This is a genomic window from Paenibacillus sp. RC21 (assembly GCF_044907935.1).
In the GTDB taxonomy this organism is placed as follows: domain Bacteria; phylum Bacillota; class Bacilli; order Paenibacillales; family Paenibacillaceae; genus Paenibacillus; species Paenibacillus terrae_A.
Window position 1 is genome coordinate 876,536 of record NZ_JBIYCS010000001.1, and the last position, 19,126, is coordinate 895,661.

General features: G+C 37.7%; 17 protein-coding genes and 1 pseudogene. 11 read left to right on the top strand and 7 right to left on the bottom strand.

Annotated features, from left to right (window positions below):
- The first annotated feature begins 342 nt into the window (after positions 1-342).
- The 7 genes and pseudogenes from ABIA61_RS03880 to ABIA61_RS03910 all read left to right on the top strand — a co-directional run.
- Positions 343-954: a hypothetical protein gene (locus ABIA61_RS03880; protein WP_404580319.1), complete on the top strand. Its 612-nt coding sequence runs from the start codon at positions 343-345 to the stop codon at positions 952-954.
- A gap of 640 nt (positions 955-1,594) precedes the next feature.
- A complete protein-coding gene (locus tag ABIA61_RS03885; RefSeq protein WP_404580320.1) occupies positions 1,595-2,866 on the top strand; it encodes a dsDNA nuclease domain-containing protein in 1,272 nt (423 codons plus the stop codon).
- A complete protein-coding gene (locus ABIA61_RS03890; RefSeq protein WP_404580321.1) occupies positions 2,859-3,389 on the top strand; it encodes a hypothetical protein in 531 nt (176 codons plus the stop codon). The genes ABIA61_RS03885 and ABIA61_RS03890 overlap by 8 nt, the downstream gene beginning before the upstream one ends.
- Before the next feature lie 12 nt (positions 3,390-3,401).
- Entirely contained in the window at positions 3,402-5,390 is a 1,989-nt protein-coding gene (locus ABIA61_RS03895; protein WP_404580322.1) for an AAA family ATPase, read from the top strand.
- A 28-nt stretch (positions 5,391-5,418) separates the two neighbouring features.
- Positions 5,419-6,255 carry an HNH endonuclease gene (locus ABIA61_RS03900; RefSeq protein WP_404580323.1) on the top strand — a complete coding sequence of 279 codons (837 nt, stop codon included), beginning with the start codon at positions 5,419-5,421 and terminating at the stop codon, positions 6,253-6,255.
- Between the two features lie 15 nt (positions 6,256-6,270).
- Complete coding sequence (locus ABIA61_RS03905) at positions 6,271-7,224, top strand: hypothetical protein (protein WP_404580324.1); 954 nt, start codon at positions 6,271-6,273, stop codon at positions 7,222-7,224.
- Between the two features lie 146 nt (positions 7,225-7,370).
- Positions 7,371-7,517 (top strand): annotated as a pseudogene (locus tag ABIA61_RS03910) (DUF255 domain-containing protein); the annotation flags it as partial.
- A gap of 583 nt (positions 7,518-8,100) precedes the next feature.
- On the opposite strand, the gene ABIA61_RS03915 reads toward ABIA61_RS03910, so the two are convergent.
- Entirely contained in the window at positions 8,101-8,766 is a 666-nt protein-coding gene (locus ABIA61_RS03915; protein ID WP_283655975.1) for an MBL fold metallo-hydrolase, read from the bottom strand.
- A 453-nt stretch (positions 8,767-9,219) separates the two neighbouring features.
- Complete coding sequence (locus tag ABIA61_RS03920) at positions 9,220-9,891, bottom strand: DUF1232 domain-containing protein (RefSeq protein ID WP_283655976.1); 672 nt, start codon at positions 9,889-9,891, stop codon at positions 9,220-9,222.
- A 134-nt stretch (positions 9,892-10,025) separates the two neighbouring features.
- On the opposite strand from ABIA61_RS03920, the gene ytaF reads away from it, so the two are divergent.
- Positions 10,026-10,673: a sporulation membrane protein YtaF gene (ytaF, locus tag ABIA61_RS03925; protein ID WP_283655977.1), complete on the top strand. Its 648-nt coding sequence runs from the start codon at positions 10,026-10,028 to the stop codon at positions 10,671-10,673.
- A gap of 533 nt (positions 10,674-11,206) precedes the next feature.
- Here the strand turns inward: ytaF and ABIA61_RS03930 are convergent.
- Positions 11,207-12,376, bottom strand: a complete 1,170-nt coding sequence (locus ABIA61_RS03930; protein WP_283657912.1) for an alpha/beta fold hydrolase — start codon at positions 12,374-12,376, stop codon at positions 11,207-11,209.
- Between the two features lie 146 nt (positions 12,377-12,522).
- Between ABIA61_RS03930 and ABIA61_RS03935 the strand changes: the two genes are divergently transcribed.
- From ABIA61_RS03935 to ABIA61_RS03945, 3 genes are all read left to right on the top strand, one after another.
- On the top strand, positions 12,523-13,083 hold the full coding sequence (locus tag ABIA61_RS03935) for a TetR/AcrR family transcriptional regulator (RefSeq protein ID WP_283655978.1): 561 nt from the start codon (positions 12,523-12,525) through the stop codon (positions 13,081-13,083).
- Between the two features lie 819 nt (positions 13,084-13,902).
- Entirely contained in the window at positions 13,903-15,378 is a 1,476-nt protein-coding gene (locus ABIA61_RS03940) for a protein adenylyltransferase SelO (RefSeq protein ID WP_404580325.1), read from the top strand.
- 459 nt (positions 15,379-15,837) lie between these two features.
- Positions 15,838-15,999 carry a DUF255 domain-containing protein gene (locus ABIA61_RS03945; protein ID WP_082067336.1) on the top strand — a complete coding sequence of 54 codons (162 nt, stop codon included), beginning with the start codon at positions 15,838-15,840 and terminating at the stop codon, positions 15,997-15,999.
- Positions 16,000-16,239: 240 nt separating this feature from the next.
- On the opposite strand, the gene ABIA61_RS03950 is transcribed toward ABIA61_RS03945, so the two are convergent.
- From ABIA61_RS03950 to ABIA61_RS03965, 4 genes are all read right to left on the bottom strand, one after another.
- Positions 16,240-16,671 (bottom strand): universal stress protein, encoded by a 432-nt coding sequence (locus ABIA61_RS03950; protein ID WP_404580326.1) that lies wholly within the window; start codon positions 16,669-16,671, stop codon positions 16,240-16,242.
- A gap of 2 nt (positions 16,672-16,673) precedes the next feature.
- On the bottom strand, positions 16,674-17,909 hold the full coding sequence (locus ABIA61_RS03955; protein WP_283657914.1) for a CynX/NimT family MFS transporter: 1,236 nt from the start codon (positions 17,907-17,909) through the stop codon (positions 16,674-16,676).
- Between the two features lie 220 nt (positions 17,910-18,129).
- A complete protein-coding gene (locus ABIA61_RS03960; RefSeq protein ID WP_134914818.1) occupies positions 18,130-18,696 on the bottom strand; it encodes a helix-turn-helix domain-containing protein in 567 nt (188 codons plus the stop codon).
- 133 nt (positions 18,697-18,829) lie between these two features.
- On the bottom strand, positions 18,830-19,120 hold the full coding sequence (locus ABIA61_RS03965; RefSeq protein WP_283655982.1) for a hypothetical protein: 291 nt from the start codon (positions 19,118-19,120) through the stop codon (positions 18,830-18,832).
- Between the last annotated feature and the right edge of the window lie 6 nt (positions 19,121-19,126).

Consider the following 19,126-nt stretch of genomic DNA (forward strand, 5'->3'; position numbering starts at 1 on the left):
AGGCCGATTTTAAAAACTTAATTAAGGTCACGTCAGAAAACACACTTCAAAATCTAGTAATTTACATAAAAATGTGACTAAGGGATCGGGTAAATCCCATCTATGCTGAAAAGGTCGAGAAATTCCAATCAAAAGCTCGGTCTATACAAGACACATTGCCTAACAAATAATGAATTGCTTATGTCTATGAAAGGAATTGGATTAGAGTTAGTGATTTTTAGTTTGTTTTTAAATAAAAATAGTCATTAGAGATTTCAGGTAAATGCTCCAAAAGTCTCTTTTTATGTGGTAGAATATACCTAAAATTATTATTTGATTAAAATAAAACTGGAGATGAGTAATATGTGGCCATTAGGTGAATACGGTAGATTAGTACATGAGATTAAAAAAAGAGAAAACACTGATATACCAATAACTTTTGGATTACTTATTGCTGATTATCGCCAACAACTAAGTAGAGAATACATTCTCAATTATATAAATAGATTTAACTACAAGTCTGATAAATATATCAACTTTTACCTGCCAGGCTATTTTCAAGAGGATTTTTATAATAATCAGCAGATTATAAAAATTAAAGATAAGAAATATTATTTCAATGAAGAGAAATACATGGATTTCTTAGAAAAACTTGAAGTTGACTTTGACCTTGAGTACACATATAATCCCAGATTAATTTTAATGGAGTATGAACGGGGAAATTTTAATAAGTCTAAAAAAATAACAATTGAACTAGATAACCGAGGGGCAGATATCAAGAAAACAGGTGAATTGTTTGAAAAAATATTTGATATAGCAAAGAAATATGTGAATGTCGAAGACTTTTCTAATACCTTGATGAAACAAGAGTTGAAAAGTGGAATTTTTGATAGGATCATAAAAACATTAGATAACCAGTTACTTACAGAAATTAAAGACAGCTATAATAGAGTCAAAAAATATAAAATAATATGAAATAAATATAAATACCATAAAACAACTATTGCTAAAGGTACGTTCATTACAGGATTTAGATAATTGTGTAGCTATTATGGTTTCATCAAGTGGATTCAAATAGAGTGCTTCACAGTTCGCAAAACAATTTAATACTAAACTTCTTTCTCTAGGTGAAATACCGTTACTTGTAAAGGTGACATCTGCAAGTATTGGATTAATGTTACTGGCTGACAAAGTGGTTGTTCAACCACTCTGGGCTATCATGAAAGATTCTACAGAAGGTATTAACGGAACTTATATTTCCTACTATCACGAAGGGAGAGAAGGCGTTATATTTTTTGAATCAAAATAGTTTGCAGTAAATCTACCAAAGCTTGGGTTGTTGCTTAAGAGGAGTAACTCAGTAACACCTTAAAGTTTTAATCTCATTAGCCAAATATCAAAAAGGAGTTTCTTTATCATTTTTACGATGATAATATCGTCATTAAATTAACCCCTAATGAAGATATATACTAATTAAGTGCAAGTTACAATCAACCTACCTATTAATCGAAATAAAGTAAAATAAAAGGAAATAATATAATATATAGAATAATGCATGTGGTTAATTTAAAAAGATCTATTTGGCAAATGGGTTAGTCAAAAGGAGGGAAGCTTTTTGAGTGAAAGTATTGATTCAATCTCTTTTCATGAAAGTTTTCCGCACGAAGTTTTGTCAGAGACTGATCCTGGTGATGAGACTCAGAAGAGATTTAGGTATCAGCACACATATACTGCTCTAGTTGCATTTCAAATGTATAATGGAAACTTACCATATAAAGAACTATTTTGCGAACATCATGAAGACATTTTGGCTGTTAAAGAAGATGGTACTTATCATGGAATTCAAATAAAAACAAGGCAAATAACAGATGGCGCTTTTGAAATTGGTGATAGTGCTGTTATTAACAGCCTTACTAGATTTGTAAGGCTGTTAAAGAAGTTTCCGAAAAGGTTTTCAAAGTTTATTATTGTGTCAAATTGTCCTTTTCGTAATGATGATTCAGGAAAAAGTCTTGTTAATTTATTGAATCAAGTGAAGAAGGGGAAAAGTGAGAACTTTACTCCCCGAGATTTAAACAAACATGTTCAATCTTTAATTCTTAAATCTGAAGCGTCAATGGTTGAAGTATTAAGTACTTTAGCAATTACTGAAGTTCAAACTGGTCCGGGAATGGATGATATAGATGCTAAAGTGATAAATGATCATATAGGAAAATCAAAAGCTTGTGAAGGTCTTGCTATTGAAAGACTGAGATTGATTCATCGCCTTCTTTGTGAAAAAATTTATGGTGCTTCTTCGAAGCGTGTTGAAAATGCAGTAAAGGACTATTCTTCATTAATTGGTGGAAATACAATTGTGAATGCAGAAGAAATAAATACTAAAAGGATTACTAAGCATACTGTAGCATTACTTGTTGAGGATAATGTAAAGGGTAATGTATTTCTTAGTACCCGTGGCTCGATGGAAGGTATTACTCCTTCTGAATCCAGTCAGCTAATGAGATATAAATTAGCTTGTGGCCTTGTAGACGTTGAAGATATTGATATTATGGATGATTTGAGAGCTTCTGCTGAAGATTATTTTATTGAAAATAGCCATAGGGCAGAAAATAAAGTGAAATATTTAAATGAGTATCATCAAATCCGGAAAATAGTAACAAATCAATCTGTTGAAGCTAAGTCAAGGTGCAGGAAGACTGATGCTCCTTATGGTACTAATATGTTACAAAGTATTGAAGATCGACTTGATGACATTTCGAAAAACCGCAAAGAAGATGTTTTTCATTCTCCGTATGAGATACTTAAAGGATTAGTTGGTGTACTAACAAACGAATGTAAGATTGCGTTCAGTAAAGAGCCGATCGGAGGATGGAAGAATCGTGAGTAAATCATTAATTGAATATGTGATATCTATTGATGAGCAAGAAGATTTACATTTAGTGAGATTAATGATTTTAATTCACATACTAATTGGAAAAAAATCAACAGCCCTTTTGGAAATATCTACACTTTCAAAATTAGACTTTTTACTAAGATATCCTGCGGCGCTGGAACGTGCACTGGCTCATCTTCCCAATAATAAAACAATTCAATTATCGGAAGCGGAGAAAAATAATATTGAGACTAAAATGATTTTGTTTAGATATAGTCCGTGGAGTTCTACTTTTCGTCGATTACTTGTAATATTGGAATCTAAATGTTTGATTAAGTGGAAACTAAATGGTAAAAAAATTGAATTCAGTATGACTGATAAGGGAACAAAAATTGTTTTGGAACTATCAGGGCAAGATATATTTGGCGAGATGATTCGGCAAAGTAAATTAATAAAAACAAATATAGTAAAATTATCTGCATCTAAATTGAATGAATTAATGAATATTGCTGTAACTGAAGCAGCCATCAACTTTTGAGGAGTTTTAATTGTGAAGATACAGTTACTAAATCTCTCATTAAATTGTCGTAAAGCTGTAATTAATATTCCTTTTGCTAAGGGAATCACATATTTTTATGGCAAGATGGGAGCAGGTAAATCAACTATTTTACAGCTTATTGACTTTTGTTTAGGCAATGAGCTTATTGAGACACCCGCTTTACAACAAGAATTTAATGGGGCAGAGTTAGAAGTAATGATTAATAATTTTAGACAAGTATTGTTTCACAGGGATAAAGGTTCAAATCAAGTAAATGTCACATGGATTGATTCAGATTCAGAAGAAAGCTGGAACATACTTGTACCTATATCACAAAAAAAAGATGCACTTCCACTATTTCCGAATAGCTTGGTTTACAATTTATCTGATCTAATTTTTTATTTATGTGGTATTCAACCACCAAAGGTACGTAAAAGTAAGTTAAGAGAGGACACTGAGTTAATTCGTTTAAGTTTCAGAGATATTATGTGGTACTGTTATCTTAGTCAAGATGAAATTGATAGTTCATTTTTTTATTTAGGTAGAGAAGAGCATGATTATAAACGATATAAAAGTCGCGATATAATGAGATTAGTACTCGGGTTTCATCAAGAAAATGTGGCATTTTTAGAAGGAGAACTTTATGAAACAAGAAGAAACAAGTCATCTAAAAATGAGGCTGCTAATCAGATTAATATTTTTCTAAAAGAAAGTAACATCGGAGAAAAGGCCGAGATGTTAGCCGAATTAGAACAGCTAAATATAGAGTTAGAACAGAAAAAGCTTAATTTGCTTGAAATTAAATCCATTGTAACTAAAAATAATGTTCATCTAATAGATGAGTATAAGAACAAGGCAATAACCTTATCGAGAAGTTTGCATGAACTCTCTAGTACTATTCTGGATGTTGAGGAACAAATACGAACAAGAAAAAGATTACAGAATGAATATAATATTACTTCAATGAAAGTGAATCGATCTTCTATTGCAAGGAATTCATTAAAAGGGGTTTCTTTCTGCACATGTCCAGAGTGCGGACAAGAGTTAGATAGAGAAATACCAACTAGCCATTGTAAACTTTGTACCCAAGAAGTGAATGAAGAAAAAAAATATGAAGAAACTGAATTGCTCCAAATTGATTTAAAAACTCGGCAACTTGAGCTTCAGGAATCTTTAATACGACTTGAACGACAAAAAAGTGCTATGGAAATTGAGCAAAGGCGCACTTCAAAGGAAAAATCGAGAATCGACCAGGACTTAGTTGAACTTGAAAACGAATATGATTCAGCATTTTTAGCACTTGCTAGAAAGCTTGAGCGAGCAGTAGGTGCTATAGAAGAAAAAATACAATCCGTTGCTAAACTGTTACCATTACCAGCAAAGGTTGAACAGCTATATAAAGAAGTAGATGAACTTAATGTAGAGGAAGAAAGATTAAAAAGAGAACTTAAGGAAGCGAGAGCTAAGGCGGAAAAAGATGCGACAAACTTAGAGGAACTCAAAGAGTTTTTCTTGGATAACCTTCAACAAGTAGGTTTTCCAGGTATCCATCAAGATGATTTAATAGAAATTAATACAACTGATTTTATTCCGCATGTTGCAAGAATAGGATATGATGATCTATTTGTAATGAATTTTTCCAATTTGAGCAGCGGGGGAAAGAAAACTATTTTCAAATGTTGCTTCGCTTTAGCAGTTCATCGACTTGCAGCAAAAAAGGAAATAGAAATTCCTTCGTTTTTAATGTTAGATACACCTATGAAAAATATAAGCGAACGTGAGAACAAGGAGATTTTTGAGGGTTTTTATCATTTTATATATAAATTATTTGCTACTGAACTTAAAGATAGACAGTTGGTTATAGTTGATAAAGAATATTTCGACCCTGAACAAACAAAAAACAAAGAATACTTTATAGATGATGAAAACTTTATTGTTAGACACATGACTCCGGACGAAGATGAATATCCACCATTAATTCATTATTACCGTGGTTTGTGAACTATATGGTTAAGGGGATCGGTTTAGAGTGAGAGATGAATTTACTTCAAAAACGAAAGAAATATTATCTAAAAGAGCAGGTGCTCGCTGTTCAAATCCTAATTGTAGAAAATCAACATTCGCTCCTCATACAGATATTAACAAATCAATCAATATTGGGGTAGCTGCTCACATCACTGCAGCAGAAATTGGTGGACCAAGATATGACCCTAATATGACTTCTGAAGAACGGAAGTCTGTTGAAAATGGAATTTGGTTGTGCCAAGTTGATGCTAAATTAATAGATAGTGATGAAATGAGATACACTGTTGAAATAATAAAAGAATGGCGAGCAATTTCCGAAAAAGCTGCACTGTTAGATATTGAATGTTATACTCATTTGCCAACTGCTGAAACTGGTGAAGACAAAAGAATAATAAGATTTTTTTCCCAATGTTTTGATAGACCTGCTTTTCAAGATGAATTTGTACAAGAAGGTTCTATTGAAGCTTTTGATAGGGCTATTGAAGATACGATAACAGCAATAAACGTTGGTTGCTTAAAAGATAGAAATGGGAATATCTTATTTCAATGTTTGGGTAAATCATATCTATCAAATACCGACTGGAGAGAAAAAATGGACAGCATAGTTGATATGCTTAGAGCCATACGTTCAAGATACCATTTAGCAATTCAATTGGGACAGATTAGTATAGGTGGAGAGAATAAAGGGAAACAGTATTATGTTTTTCATAATTATGAGGTAGCGAAATGGTTTGATGAGACTAGAGCTCAAATAATATATCTCTTTTCAGCAATATGTAAGGAAGCAGGTATACCCAAACTTGTTTTTCCAAGAAAACGCAAGACATCGATTTATGGTTAAGAAGGAGGGCTTCAATTGGGAACAAAAATGCCAAAAGCATATTATGCTCAGGAGGAGAAAATTCTCAATATAAATGACGCTAATATTAAAATGAATGGTTCATTATTCTGCGAAGTTGCTATATGCCGTGTTCCTGTGACATTTGTGGATGCCCACAAGAAGAAACTTGCAGATAAAACTGTTGTTGTAAATCCATACTTTCGTCTCACTTCAAATGAAAAAAAACATTATGTAGAATGCAGATATAATACGATAGGACAAATAAAAGTTATCGCTCAGGATTCTGACGATAACATCATAAAAGCTATTGAAGATAATAGATATAGTTTTCGATTAAACGTTATTGATGAAGCACTGAAAGACTTAATTAACTTGAATAAAGAACAGACGAAAAACGATGGGCAATGTGCTGGTGCCAATAAACCGTCTAAAACTTATATTAATCAAGGTAAGTTGGATTCTTATTTGTCTACTATGCAGAAAATTATGAGACTACGGTCATTAGCAGAATCTAATGAAGAGCTGAGAGAACTATTAGTCTTACAGTACGGTAAGCAAGAAGTTAAATGGAATAAATTCTATTATGAGTCAGATGATTTACAAAAATGCTACACTTATATAAAAAGAAATGAGGTAACTCACCCCATGTGCATAGATGGAGTTATTAAAGAATTTTCAGATCCGACTGAAAAATTCAAATTTTCAGTGCTGAAATTGACGTCGCCCTGGGTAGAGCCTGATAAAAACGGAGTAATTAATAGACCTGTCGTCGAATTAATAATACGCAGTGACAAAGTGTTAGATTATATTCAGTCAGATATAAAACAAACAAAAGTAGCTGTGTATTCTAAATTTCAGGTAAGTGAATCTAAGGTACTCACTTTTCAGGATGGGGATGAAACAAAAAAGATTAGGTATTTGAATATAAAGGGGAATCTATACCATAGAAATCAAATTATCTTGTACTAAATAAAGCTAATTTGATTTGAACTAGTAATTTAGCCCATCATATCAATTCTTTTGAGAATTACTTTTTCATACCTTTTCGATTTTCCCACCCATTTGGGTAAACTAACACAAGCATAACTTTACTCACATCCAACCGAAATTAGGTATTGCCCCATGACAATGACAACTCAAAAGTACCCAATAAATTAGCCAAGGAAAAGTCGCCGTATTTGCTGCAACATGCGTATAATCCGCTGAAATGGTTCCTATGGTCCGAAGAAGCTTTTGAAAAAGCCAAAGAGGGAGTTCCTATCTATTGGATATAGGTAGTTATTGACCCACACGTACCTGTCATTGGTGGGATGTTTGCGTGAATAAAATCATAAAAGCGAGTGGATGATTTAAATAAAGAAGATGCGATTCTAGAACGATATGGATTAGATCCAGAAATAAAGTATAGGAGCAGTATTCGAATTCTCTTACAGGAAGAAATAGCAAATGAATATGCTCAGGGCAATGAATACTTAAAAACACTTTGCATTATGTTGTTCTCGTAAGGAATCGTTAATGACACTTTATTAATTTGGAAAGCAAAAAAAATCTACGACGCTAGTTCTTACATTGATGTCCAACTTCTGTGTGGAGCAGGAGTTAAGAGTAGAATGGAATATCTAGAAGATATAAAGAGTGAAATGTCCATAGAAGTATTAGAATATCTAAAGCAATGCGAGCCACATGATTTTAAAGACTTTTCAAAAGAAGAATGGATCAACAGTTATAAACGTTATTATAGACTTCTCCATTGAGTAACGGGTAAAACGAATGAACTAAACCGACACCATAATTGGAGTCGGTTTTTACTTGCTGATTGGATAACCAACGCTTGAAACCTGAACTTTATAATTCCTGGCTAAGTTCTAATATCTGATCATTAACATTTACATTACTTAACCCCCCGTGATAACAAACCACGGATGCAATGTCGAGATCTAAATACTTTTTCAATGAGAGACGAGCTACATTCATATCCGGTGTGGTCGGGACATGAATTCCCCCGAGAATCCCGTTTACACTGTACATCGAATCCCCGGCAATGAGAGTCTTACTTTGCCTTAAATAAAGGCTGATATGACCAGGAGTATGCCCAGGAGTATGGATGACGCAAATCCTGCCGCAAAACGGCAGTTCCTGACCATCTATTAAGGTATCGTCCACTTTGCCCTTCGGGGGATTCTCAAGGTGACTATCTTTTAAAAGAGGTATCTCCCCCTGAATATACGGCTTATCCAGTTCGTGTGCATATACTTTAATATTATGGCCACACTCCTGCAAAATCTCGGGAAGACTGCCTATGTGATCCACATCCTGATGTGTCAAAATCACAGCTTTTAGTTTGTCTAACGACACGCCTACCTTTTCCATGGCCACGCGTAAATCTTCAATTTGCCCTGGGAATCCTGTGTCTATTAAAACAGCCATTTCTCGATCCCATAAAAGAATGGGGTGAATAATATTCCCATGAAAATCTAGATGAAGCATTTCTACTCCCTTTGAAATTTCCATAATATCGAGCCTCCGTAAAATGAAATTTATACATACAGCATTTTGCATCATTCGATTCCTAAACCATTTTTTTATACCCCTACTTTCCTGTTTTCAGTTCATTTCTCCTTGTAAACGTACTGAGACCGTAAAAAGATACGGAGGTTTCAATGAAAAAACTATTTGCGTAAATGGTGTAACTTTTACAACCACTTGTTCGTTTACATTGGAGGTAGCAAAAGACCTGCTTGACAGTGTTGTTCACCGCCCGTTTCTTTGGTAAATACTGTGGTTGTAATGGAAGTCGCATTGATTAATTCTTGTTGAATTTGTGCTAGTCGGCTACAAAGAGGAACACAAAGAAAAAGAGGCTGTCCCCTGTGCAGAGTTCTTTCTGCACAGGGAGACAGCTTCTTTTTGCCGAGCCATGACAACATAAGCTCTTGCACTATCAAACATTCTAGCAATCAAAGGTCACGGCTGGGGCTTGTTGTTCCTCATATCCTGGAGGCGATCCAGTACGATTTGCACGGCAATCGCATCATCCAGATAACCTAGTGGAAATACATAATCGGGGATGATATCTGTGGCGGAGACGAAGTACAATAAGCCGCTGCCGAGGATCGAGCGCTCCTCCAGGGTGATGTTATCGCTACTGTAGAGCTGATACATTCTCTTGAGCTCCTCAATGAACGGTCCCGCGCCGTTGACACTTTTTACTTTACCGTGAAAGTCATTGTGGATAATCCGCGCCCCTTCTTCGGTTAGGACATAGGGTTCGTATTTGCTCAGTTCTTTCTGAACCAGCTCGGCATTAAACTGGTGGTCAATGAGGTTGGAGGCTTGAAGAATTTCTTTAATGCTGTTGATGGAGGAGTAGATATCGTTCGGCTGGTTCTGATGAGTAGGGGGGGCGGGGGCACCATAACCAGCAGCTTGGAAGAGTGGAGCGGAAGGAACATCAAGATGAAGGGCAAAAGCTTCCAGATGTTCAGGCTTGGCTCTTTGCTTCCCGTTAACGATCCGCGATATCGTGGCCGTGTCAATGCCGGTAGCGGCGCTTAGCTTGCGCATAGACAAAGAACGTTCCTTCAGCAAGGAGACCAGTGTCTCGCCCAGTGTGACATTTCTCTTCTCATCGGACATTTGCAGTTCACCTCACCTTGTGTTGGTGTTGATCAAATGTTGAGGGGATCTCAACATTTTTAGAAATGATGAGCACCTTTTTGCAATATGCTCAATAGTATGACTGTAAATTGACAACAAGGAGTGAGAACCCGATGGTTGCTTGGCTTTTAATTTTTGGCTTTGCCATATCATCCAGTCTGGATAATTTGGGTGTTGGAATATCTTATGGGATTCGGGGGATCCGTATTAACTATTTATCAAATTTAATCATTGCGGTCATCTGTTTCATCCTTAGCATGACAGGGATCATATCCGGTCAGTGGCTGGCTAAGGTTCTTCCGGGCATATTCCCCGTCCTGATTGGAGCGTTATTGCTGTTCATTGTCGGTGCCCGCATCATTCTGCTGGCTGTACCGCGTAAGAAGCAGGAATCCAGTCAGGACAGTGAAGAAGCTGGGGAGGCTGTGTCAGGCGGATCACTCAAAGGAATTCTGCAAAATCCCGAAACCGTGGATAAAGACAAATCAGGATCTATTGGATACCTTGAGGCAGCGGTGCTGGGGGTTGCACTTGCCGCTAATGCCGTTACCAATGGGATCGGTGCAGGTCTGATAGGACTGTCACCGCTCGCGATCTCTCTGACTGCGGCAATTGGCAGTTATATCACGGTCTGGCTAGGTCTGATCCTGGGACAAAAATTGTCGGCGATTCGCATCGGTTCTTTCACATTAGGTCAGTTCAGCACGGTCTTAAGCGGAGTTATCATTATTTTGATTGCTTGCAATTCTTTCTTTGGGTAAGTAAGCGCACCGCTAATTCAAAGCATCCTTCCACTGTTGCAGTGGAGAGATGGCTTTTTCTTTGTGCGTTGTTCAGGTCCGGAAGGCAAGAGGCAAATTTCTGAGCTGGCCCTTTGACGAAGCCGTTGCAGAATGTGGAGGTGGCGCTCGCTTTGCGCTCACTACTCAACAGCCAGGTTCGCGCTGTCAACCGTCACATTCATCAGGATCATTTCTTTTTTCAAATTGCTCACACACGATGTCGATGCTAGTGCGTTCTTCATTGAACACCCAAATATCCCTGATCAAAAAATGCTAGTGAAAACAGCTTGTTGCCTGGCTTATTGCTTGGATCGTGAATTTGGTTACTGTTACGCATGTCCGCGATTAAAAGAAAAGGATCGGGCATTAATGAGAGCCAGAAACTAGAAAATAAAAAGAATGAACTGTCCATAGAACACTTAGCGTATCTAAAGCAATTTGAGCCGCATGATTAAACCGACCCCATAGTTGGAGTCGGTTTTTACTTGCCGATTGGATAACAACGATTGAAGCTATGGAACTACGATTTTGATGGGTATGTTGCGTATGAAAAATATATATTTACAGTTGTTATAGGAATTTTTTATTTCATTAAATGCTAACTCCCTGTGACCTGCTTGGCAGTGTTGCTCACCCCCCGTTTCTTTAGTAAATACTTTGGTTGTAATGGAAGCCGCATTTATTAATTCTTGTTGAATTTGTGGTAGTCGGCTAATAGGTACATATTGATCATCTTCTCCAGCTAATAAGAGAACATCTTGATTAATGAATGCTCCAATGCCTTGCATCGTGTGTTTTTCGAAATTTTTAATGAGACCAAAAGGAGTTGATTCACCGGTGTTTTCCATCCCTTTGGTAATCTTCCAATGTAAATCAATATTGTGAGTCATCATCTTTTCAAGTAAAGAATTCACTTGATCTACTTCATTATGATCGACTAGCTGCATCATACTCTGATACGTTTCTTCTGGCATACCCATTTTTAAGGCATCTAAACCACAATAGAAGATGTTAAAGGCAACTACTTTATCGATTCTCTTTTCGAAAGCTGCAGCACGCATAGCCAGATACCCTCCCCAAGAAGCACCTATGAGGCTTACACGATCTAATTTGAAATAATCAATCACCGTTGATATGGGCTTTTCCCAGTTATGAATGAATTTTAGACCGTTTTTTAATGCAGTTCCTTGGCCTGGACCATCGAATACAATAATATTGTAATCAATTCCTTTCATGAATTTCATCATTTTAAGCAACTCTTCCATGTAAGAGTCATAACCACCAAAGACAAGTAATGTTTTTTTAGCTCCAGGTGTCATTAATTTGACAGCAGGGAGATAGGAGTCCTCATAAGGAATTTTGTAGGATTCATAATCAAAATCATGAAAGCCTTTATAGAAGGTTTCTCTATATTTGTGATACATTTTTTCTTTATTGGGATCTATGGGTGCAAGATAAAATTCTGCAGCTTGATAGTAGACTGAGGCTAAATCATAGTCCTTGCTATCTTCACGTTTCTTTGCAAAATCCAGCCAGGCTTCATACCAGCTGTGGGTATCGATTAATTTCGGAATGATTATTTCTAAATCAGCTCCGGCTCGATCATCTTCTTGGTAATAATCATTGATAAAACGATTGATTTGAAGATTAAATTGTTCGTTATTTACATATTGCTTAAACATATATTTTCCTCCTTCGATTGGGGTATGTGCTTACTATAGAGCATAGTTACTACTTAAAACATAATTAATATCGTATCATCTGTAGGATATCTTACATGTTATACATGAAGTGTTCGAAAACTTACACAAAAGGAGCAAGTGGTTAAATGAATGAAGATATCAGAATTTACAAAACAAAAATCGCTATTGAACGAGCTCTCATTGAATTACTCCAACAAAATGATTTTAAAGATATTACGATCAAAAAAATTTGTGATCAATCTCTTATCGGACGTTCTACTTTTTATAGTCATTTTTTGGATAAGTACGACTTGCTAGAAAAAATAGTTAAACAGTATGCTTCTGATTTTAAAATTGAGATTGAACAGCGTTTTGTTTCAATGGAAGATGGCAAAGTGGCCAATGCCATAGAACTTGTAACCGATAAAATGATTAAAAATAAGCTCGAGATTTCAACATTATTGGCCGTTCATGAGGTAACAGCTGATCTACGTAAGGAATTTGAACAAATTTTGTTTAGGACTTGCTTAGCTTATTTAAAGCAACAGATGTCTTCAAGTTCGATCGCATTGGAGTATTTAGCTGAACTATATGCTGCTAACTCCATGATGTCTATTCATTGGGTTTTGAAAAATGGCAAAGATGCTAACATCATTCTTTTTTTAGATCAAATGCAGGAATATATTTTTAACCAGTTACGATCCTAATTACTATGTCAAGTTCAGTGATTCCAATTCATGTACTATTGGAGAAGCATTTAATAAAACTTTACCTAAGATTCATGAATTAATAAGAAATACAAATCAACCTTTACAAGAAATGGATAAGTTCATTAGAGCGTTAGCTTTTTGGAATAAGAACAAGAATAGGTTTGAGGTAAATCTATAAGAAGTAAGTGGCAGGCAGACAAACTTGCAAGGCTAAGTCTGGCGAGTCTGCACTATAAGAACGTTATGCCTTTCGAATGTAAGAAGGGGGCGAGATCAATTATATACACTTCACTAAAATTACCAATGTGGGAATATGGGTGTTTATTCCAATTGAAGGTGGACCAGTGATGGATAAGTATACAAACCCAAACTTCACAAGGTGTGCTGTTATAACAATTGATACTCAAAATGACTTTAGCTTGCCCGGTGCCATCGCCGAAATAAAAGGAACCCATGAAGTAATTCCTCGGGTGAAGACAATCTTGGAGGTCTTGCAGAACGAATCAGGTTCCAATTGTACATGTTATTCGTTTGTATAAAAAGGATGGTTCAAATGTAGACCTATGCCGCAGAGGAATGATTGAATCCGGTGTTGATATAGTTACACCCGGATCAACGGGGGCAGATCTTGTGGAGGCAATTAAGCCAGCAAATGCAGAAGACTTGGAATATGAAGCCCTATTAAATGGAATTATTCAATTACTGGGAAATTCGGAATGGGTTATTTATAAACCCAGAATGGATAGGCGATAATAAATGGGCAGAAGTATACACTAGAAGGACAACTAAGATACGATAAAAGTAAAAGGAGATATTATGACGGAGAAAAAAGAAATAGAAGATACAGGGTGGAACTTCGACAACAGTTATATTCATCTGCCGGAAACATTGTATACAAGGCTCAAGCCAACTCCTGTACGCTTACCGAAACGGGTCATTCTTAATGACCCATTGGCAAAATCTCTTGGGTTGAACGGCGCAGCGCTGCGAAGCAATGATAGCGCTGCGGTTCTTGCAGGCAACGAGGTTTCCGAAGGTGCAGTACCTCTTGCTCAAGCTTATGCAGGACATCAATTCGGGCATTTTAACATGTTAGGAGACGGCCGGGCAGTGCTGCTTGGCGAACAGATTACTCCCCTGGGCGAGCGGGTGGATATTCAGCTTAAGGGTTCAGGCAGAACTCCATACTCCCGCAGGGGCGATGGCCGGGCGGGACTTGGGCCGATGCTGCGCGAATATATCATCAGTGAAGCTATGCATGCGCTTGGCATTGCTACCACCCGCAGCTTGGCGGTGGTTACAACCGGTGAGTCATTAATCCGGGAAACCGAGCAGCCGGGTGCCGTTCTGACTCGTGTGGCGGCCAGTCATCTGCGCGTCGGAACCTTTCAATACGTCGCAGCATTGGGCAATACCCAGGATCTCCGGGCCCTGGCAGATTACACATTGCAAAGACATTATCCGGAGGCTTACGGTGATGAGAACCGTTATCTTTTCTTGCTACAAGAAGTGATCAAACGTCAGGCAGGGCTGATTGCCAAATGGCAGCTCGTCGGCTTTATTCACGGGGTGATGAACACCGACAATATGGCCCTCAGCGGAGAAACGATTGATTATGGTCCTTGCGCCTTCCTGGATACCTATGATCCTGAGACGGTATTCAGTTCCATTGACGTTCAGGGCCGTTATGCCTATGGCAATCAGCCCAGTATTGCCGCTTGGAATCTGGCGAGATTTGCTGAGACCCTCCTGCCGCTGCTGCATGACAACGAGGCGCAGGCTATAAAACTGGCCGAGGATGCAATTGCAGATTTTACCGAGATGTATCACCGTAATTGGCTCATGGGAATGAGGGCGAAGCTGGGTATTTTTAATGAAGAGTTGCAGGATCTATCTATTATTGAAGGCCTTCTCAGTATCATGCAAAAGTATCGTGCGGACTACACCAATACCTTCCGTGCCTTAACTTTGGACAAGCTTGAAGATGCAGTCCTGTATGGCACTGAGGAATTTGCCCAGTGGCATGAACAGTGGCAGGCAAGACTGGGTAGACAGCAGGAAACGAAAGCCTCTTCGCAACAACTGATGCGCAGCAGTAATCCTGCGTTAATCCCACGCAACCACCGGGTAGAAGAAGCACTGGAAGCGGCGGTTAAACAAGAAGACTACAGTGTGATGGAGCGGCTTCTTGGAGTTCTTGCGAATCCTTACGCGTACTCTCCCGAACAGGCTGATTACTCAACACTGCCTGAGGTATCCACCCTTCCTTATCGAACCTTTTGCGGTACCTGATTTGGAAACTTTAAAAGGGCATGTACTTAAGCCCTTTTTTCTTTTGGGTATTTTTAAAGGGTATCGAGAACTCGAAGAATTTAAAGGCGATAGGGCCATCTCCTCCATCCATTTTTGACCTTGATTCTTCCCATTCAGCCAACTGTACACATGTTCAATCTCAGATGCCTTTGAAAACGAAGGACTGGGTCATTTTCAAGATGATATTCAAATAGAAGTTGAAAATAAAAAACAAGTGGTTAATGCTTCTCTGAACCCGGCGAATTCGGATACATACTTCCATGAGAGCCCTATAAGGCAGTAAAGAACTACTGGGGACCTGATTCTGTTCACATGGTTTGGTTTTGCAAAGTGAGTGATTATATAGTGAGTGATTATATAGTTTGAAGCTCGTGAGCTAACTCAGAGATTGACCAAGCATATCTTTACCCAAATCCAACCGAAAAGAGGTGATGCCCCATGACAACGAACAGCAAGCCCAATAGATTAATCGCTGAGAAATCGCCTTATTTGCTCCAACACGCTCATAATCCAGTGAACTGGTATGCGTGGAGTGAAGAAGCGTTTGATACAGCGAGACGAGAAAATAAACCTATTTTCTTATCTGTTGGGTATTCGTAGTGTGGCTTTAATCAACTTGTCATTGGTGTCATGTCCCCAAAATACACCTACTTAAACAAGGCTTCTACTTGCGGAACATCGCCATTGTTGTAGAAAAAAAATAAAGTACTAGACTGGCCCCAGCTATAAAAACAGCGGCAGCCGTGGACGAGTAAATAAAGTCCTAGACTGTCGCTGTTTTATTGAACTAAAGTTCTCCGTTAGTATAACAATGCATCATCTCTGCAGTTCCCGAAGGAGTTAATGCACAATGAGGACTGGGCAACTTGATAGCTGTGAAACCTTGTGGCTGACACTTCCAAGCATCATTTCTTTTATGCCACTTAGCCCACGGCTTCCAATAATAATGAGTTGCTGCTCGGAATCTCTTGCATAATTTAATATTTCATGTGCAGGATCTCCCTTAAGATGAAGTGTTTCCGGGTTAATCCCCGCAGATTCTAATTTGGATTTGGCTTGTTGCAACTGTTCCAAACTCGCTTTCTCCATTTCGTTCAATATTTCTTCCAAGAAATTCTCTGGTAAATATGTCATGCCATTCGATACATATCCCTGGCTGACATTAACCAAGGTAACTTGAGTTTGTTTGTTTCGGGCTATTTCAACAGTTGCATCGAGGAGTTTGTTCGTTATTTCAGCTTTATCAATTGCCACAATAATTTTGTCAAACATATTTATCGTCCTTTCCGTGGCAGCTCGTAACTATTTCGGCTACCTACAAAACGGTTTCTTGCTGCTCCTATACCGACTAAAAAGAGTAAGACCGAAGCGCCAAGGAGAATGAAAAGTGGCAGATTCCAACTATTTGTCGCATCATGCAGAAATCCTATAAGGGCAGGACCGATTGCGGCAAGAAGATATCCGATCGATTGCGCCATGCCAGACAGTTCCGCTGCTTGATGCGCATTTTCAGTACGTAAACCGAAAAACATCATGGACAAACTAAAGGCGCAGCCTCCACCAATTCCGAGTATTATAATCCACAACAGAATGATATTGGAGCTTCCGTATAAAAGTCCGAGCGTTCCCGTCAAAAGCAAAATGATTGTGATGACCACTAACAAACGTTGGCTAGACATGCGCCCAGCAATAACGGGGACAATAAAGGTAAATGGAAGCAGAGCTAACTGCATTATCGAGAGGTACCATCCTGATTGGTTTGAGTCAATTCCTTGCTGCTTTAAAATTTCAGGCAACCATGCGATCAACACATAGAAAACCATGGACTGTATACCCATAAACAAGGTTACTTGCCAGGCAAGAGGGGATCGCCAAACATTCACATCGTTGCTGGCCATCTGTTGACTCGTCGTGGTTGTTTGCTTCGTTTGATTTCTTAATTGGGGTAACCAACAGAGAATCGATACAAAGCTTAGAATCCCCCATATTCCTAATGCTCCCTGCCATTTTAGACCTGCGTTCACGGCTAGCGGTACACTGATTCCCGATGCGATTGCTCCAAATAAACTCATTGAAATTGAGTAAACACCTGTCATGGAGCCAATTTTATTTGGGAAATCCCTTTTGATTAAACTTGGCAATAATACATTACATACGGCAATTGCGAATCCAAGAATTGCTGTCCCAATATACAGATTAGCTGCGCCAGATAAAGAACGTATTACAATGCCAACAGTCAGAAAGATTAGGGCAATCAAAATGATACGTTCAACCCCATACCTTCGTCCTAATTTTGGTACTAGAGGCGATAATAAAGCAAAGGCGAGCAAAGGTACCGTTGTTATCAGGCCTGCTAATGTATTTGAAATACGAACGTCATCCCTTATGAGACTCACTAAAGGACCGACTGAGGTTAGAGGAGCACGTAAATTAGCTGCAATAACAATAATGCCGAGAATTATCAGTCCTATAGAGGATGGTACGGCTTTTTTATGTTGTTTGTTCGACATTCTTCATTTCTCCTTACTGAATTCATACGTAAAATTTGTTTCCTGCTGATTGAAAAACTATGAAATAACATCCGCGCGAACAATAAAAGTATAGTATAGTATATTATTTTTAACAAGAAGTATTTTATAACACACCTGAACTCATCTAAAAACAAAAATACAACTCTGAATTCCCGTCATGGAATTCGGAGTTGTATTTAATAAGTGGAATTTTCGACTTTTAGAAACCATACTTTAAGGATATATGGAGCACTGTTTCGCTATTCGTATGATTGGTATAAGAGTGAGGAAAATCTGCACGAAAACTGATCGTATCATATTGATTCAATGTGTAAATCTCTCCATTGACTTGAATTTCAATGGAACCAGTCATTACTGTCGCAATTTCAGTTGTATTCACATGATGACCTTCAGGGTGATACGAGCTATTCGGCTGTAAGTAAGCCCGACACATTTCAATATCGTTGCTTGCGTTTTTAAAGACTGGTTCAATGATCCAATTTTTTTGATCATTAGAAAACCGCAGTCCTTCGCCTGCTCGATACAAACTAACAGGGTCTTCTGATTTCAACAAAGCCAATAGCGGTAAAGATATGCCTTTTGAAATTTTCCATATAATCGCCAAGGTTGGATTTGTATCGCCACGTTCGATATTCCCCAGAGTAAGTTTGCTTACACCCGTTAATTCCGCTAAGTCGTCTAAGCTCATGTTTTTTTCTTTTCTGTACTTTTTCAAGACACCGCCGATTTGTAATACAATTTGTTTTGATTCATCGATTTCATCCATTTGATATTCACCTCAACAAAAAACAATTATAGCTAGTATACTGTTTATCTAGACTCTTTTCCATACAATTAGTATTGGATGGTGGACTACACTTCTATGCAAAATTCTGACATATATGTAACTAATCTGCCAGTTAGCTTAATGAAGCATCGTCAGTTTGACAATTGTTATTCTTAATATATATAACCTTCTCAATGATTTCTTTTAGCAGACCATTTTTGGTTTCTATTTCAACAGAAGTGCTATCAAGTATAGATATTACATCCTCAAACTTTTTGGCTTTTTGGTCATTAGTAAGATCGGATTGTTTTCGAAGTAATAATTGATAATCGTCAATTTCCGCTTCTAGCTTATTGATATCTGCTTTTCTTTTATTTAGTCTGTCCAAGTATTCTTCTTTGTCGTAATCACCTTCTTCATACATATCTTT

Bases quoted from the DNA above. Each gene is read 5' to 3' on its own strand.
- ABIA61_RS03880 (WP_404580319.1), top strand. From the start codon at position 343: ATGTGGCCATTAGGTGAATACGGTAGATTAGTACATGAGATTAAAAAA.
- ABIA61_RS03915 (WP_283655975.1), bottom strand. From the start codon at position 8,766: ATGGAAATTTCAAAGGGAGTAGAAATGCTTCATCTAGATTTTCATGGG.
- ABIA61_RS03920 (WP_283655976.1), bottom strand. From the start codon at position 9,891: ATGTCCGATGAGAAGAGAAATGTCACACTGGGCGAGACACTGGTCTCC.
- ytaF (WP_283655977.1), top strand. From the start codon at position 10,026: ATGGTTGCTTGGCTTTTAATTTTTGGCTTTGCCATATCATCCAGTCTG.
- ABIA61_RS03930 (WP_283657912.1), bottom strand. From the start codon at position 12,376: ATGTTTAAGCAATATGTAAATAACGAACAATTTAATCTTCAAATCAAT.
- ABIA61_RS03935 (WP_283655978.1), top strand. From the start codon at position 12,523: ATGAATGAAGATATCAGAATTTACAAAACAAAAATCGCTATTGAACGA.
- ABIA61_RS03940 (WP_404580325.1), top strand. From the start codon at position 13,903: ATGACGGAGAAAAAAGAAATAGAAGATACAGGGTGGAACTTCGACAAC.
- ABIA61_RS03945 (WP_082067336.1), top strand. From the start codon at position 15,838: ATGACAACGAACAGCAAGCCCAATAGATTAATCGCTGAGAAATCGCCT.
- ABIA61_RS03950 (WP_404580326.1), bottom strand. From the start codon at position 16,671: ATGTTTGACAAAATTATTGTGGCAATTGATAAAGCTGAAATAACGAAC.
- ABIA61_RS03955 (WP_283657914.1), bottom strand. From the start codon at position 17,909: ATGTCGAACAAACAACATAAAAAAGCCGTACCATCCTCTATAGGACTG.
- ABIA61_RS03960 (WP_134914818.1), bottom strand. From the start codon at position 18,696: ATGGATGAAATCGATGAATCAAAACAAATTGTATTACAAATCGGCGGT.
- ABIA61_RS03965 (WP_283655982.1), bottom strand. From the start codon at position 19,120: ATGTATGAAGAAGGTGATTACGACAAAGAAGAATACTTGGACAGACTA.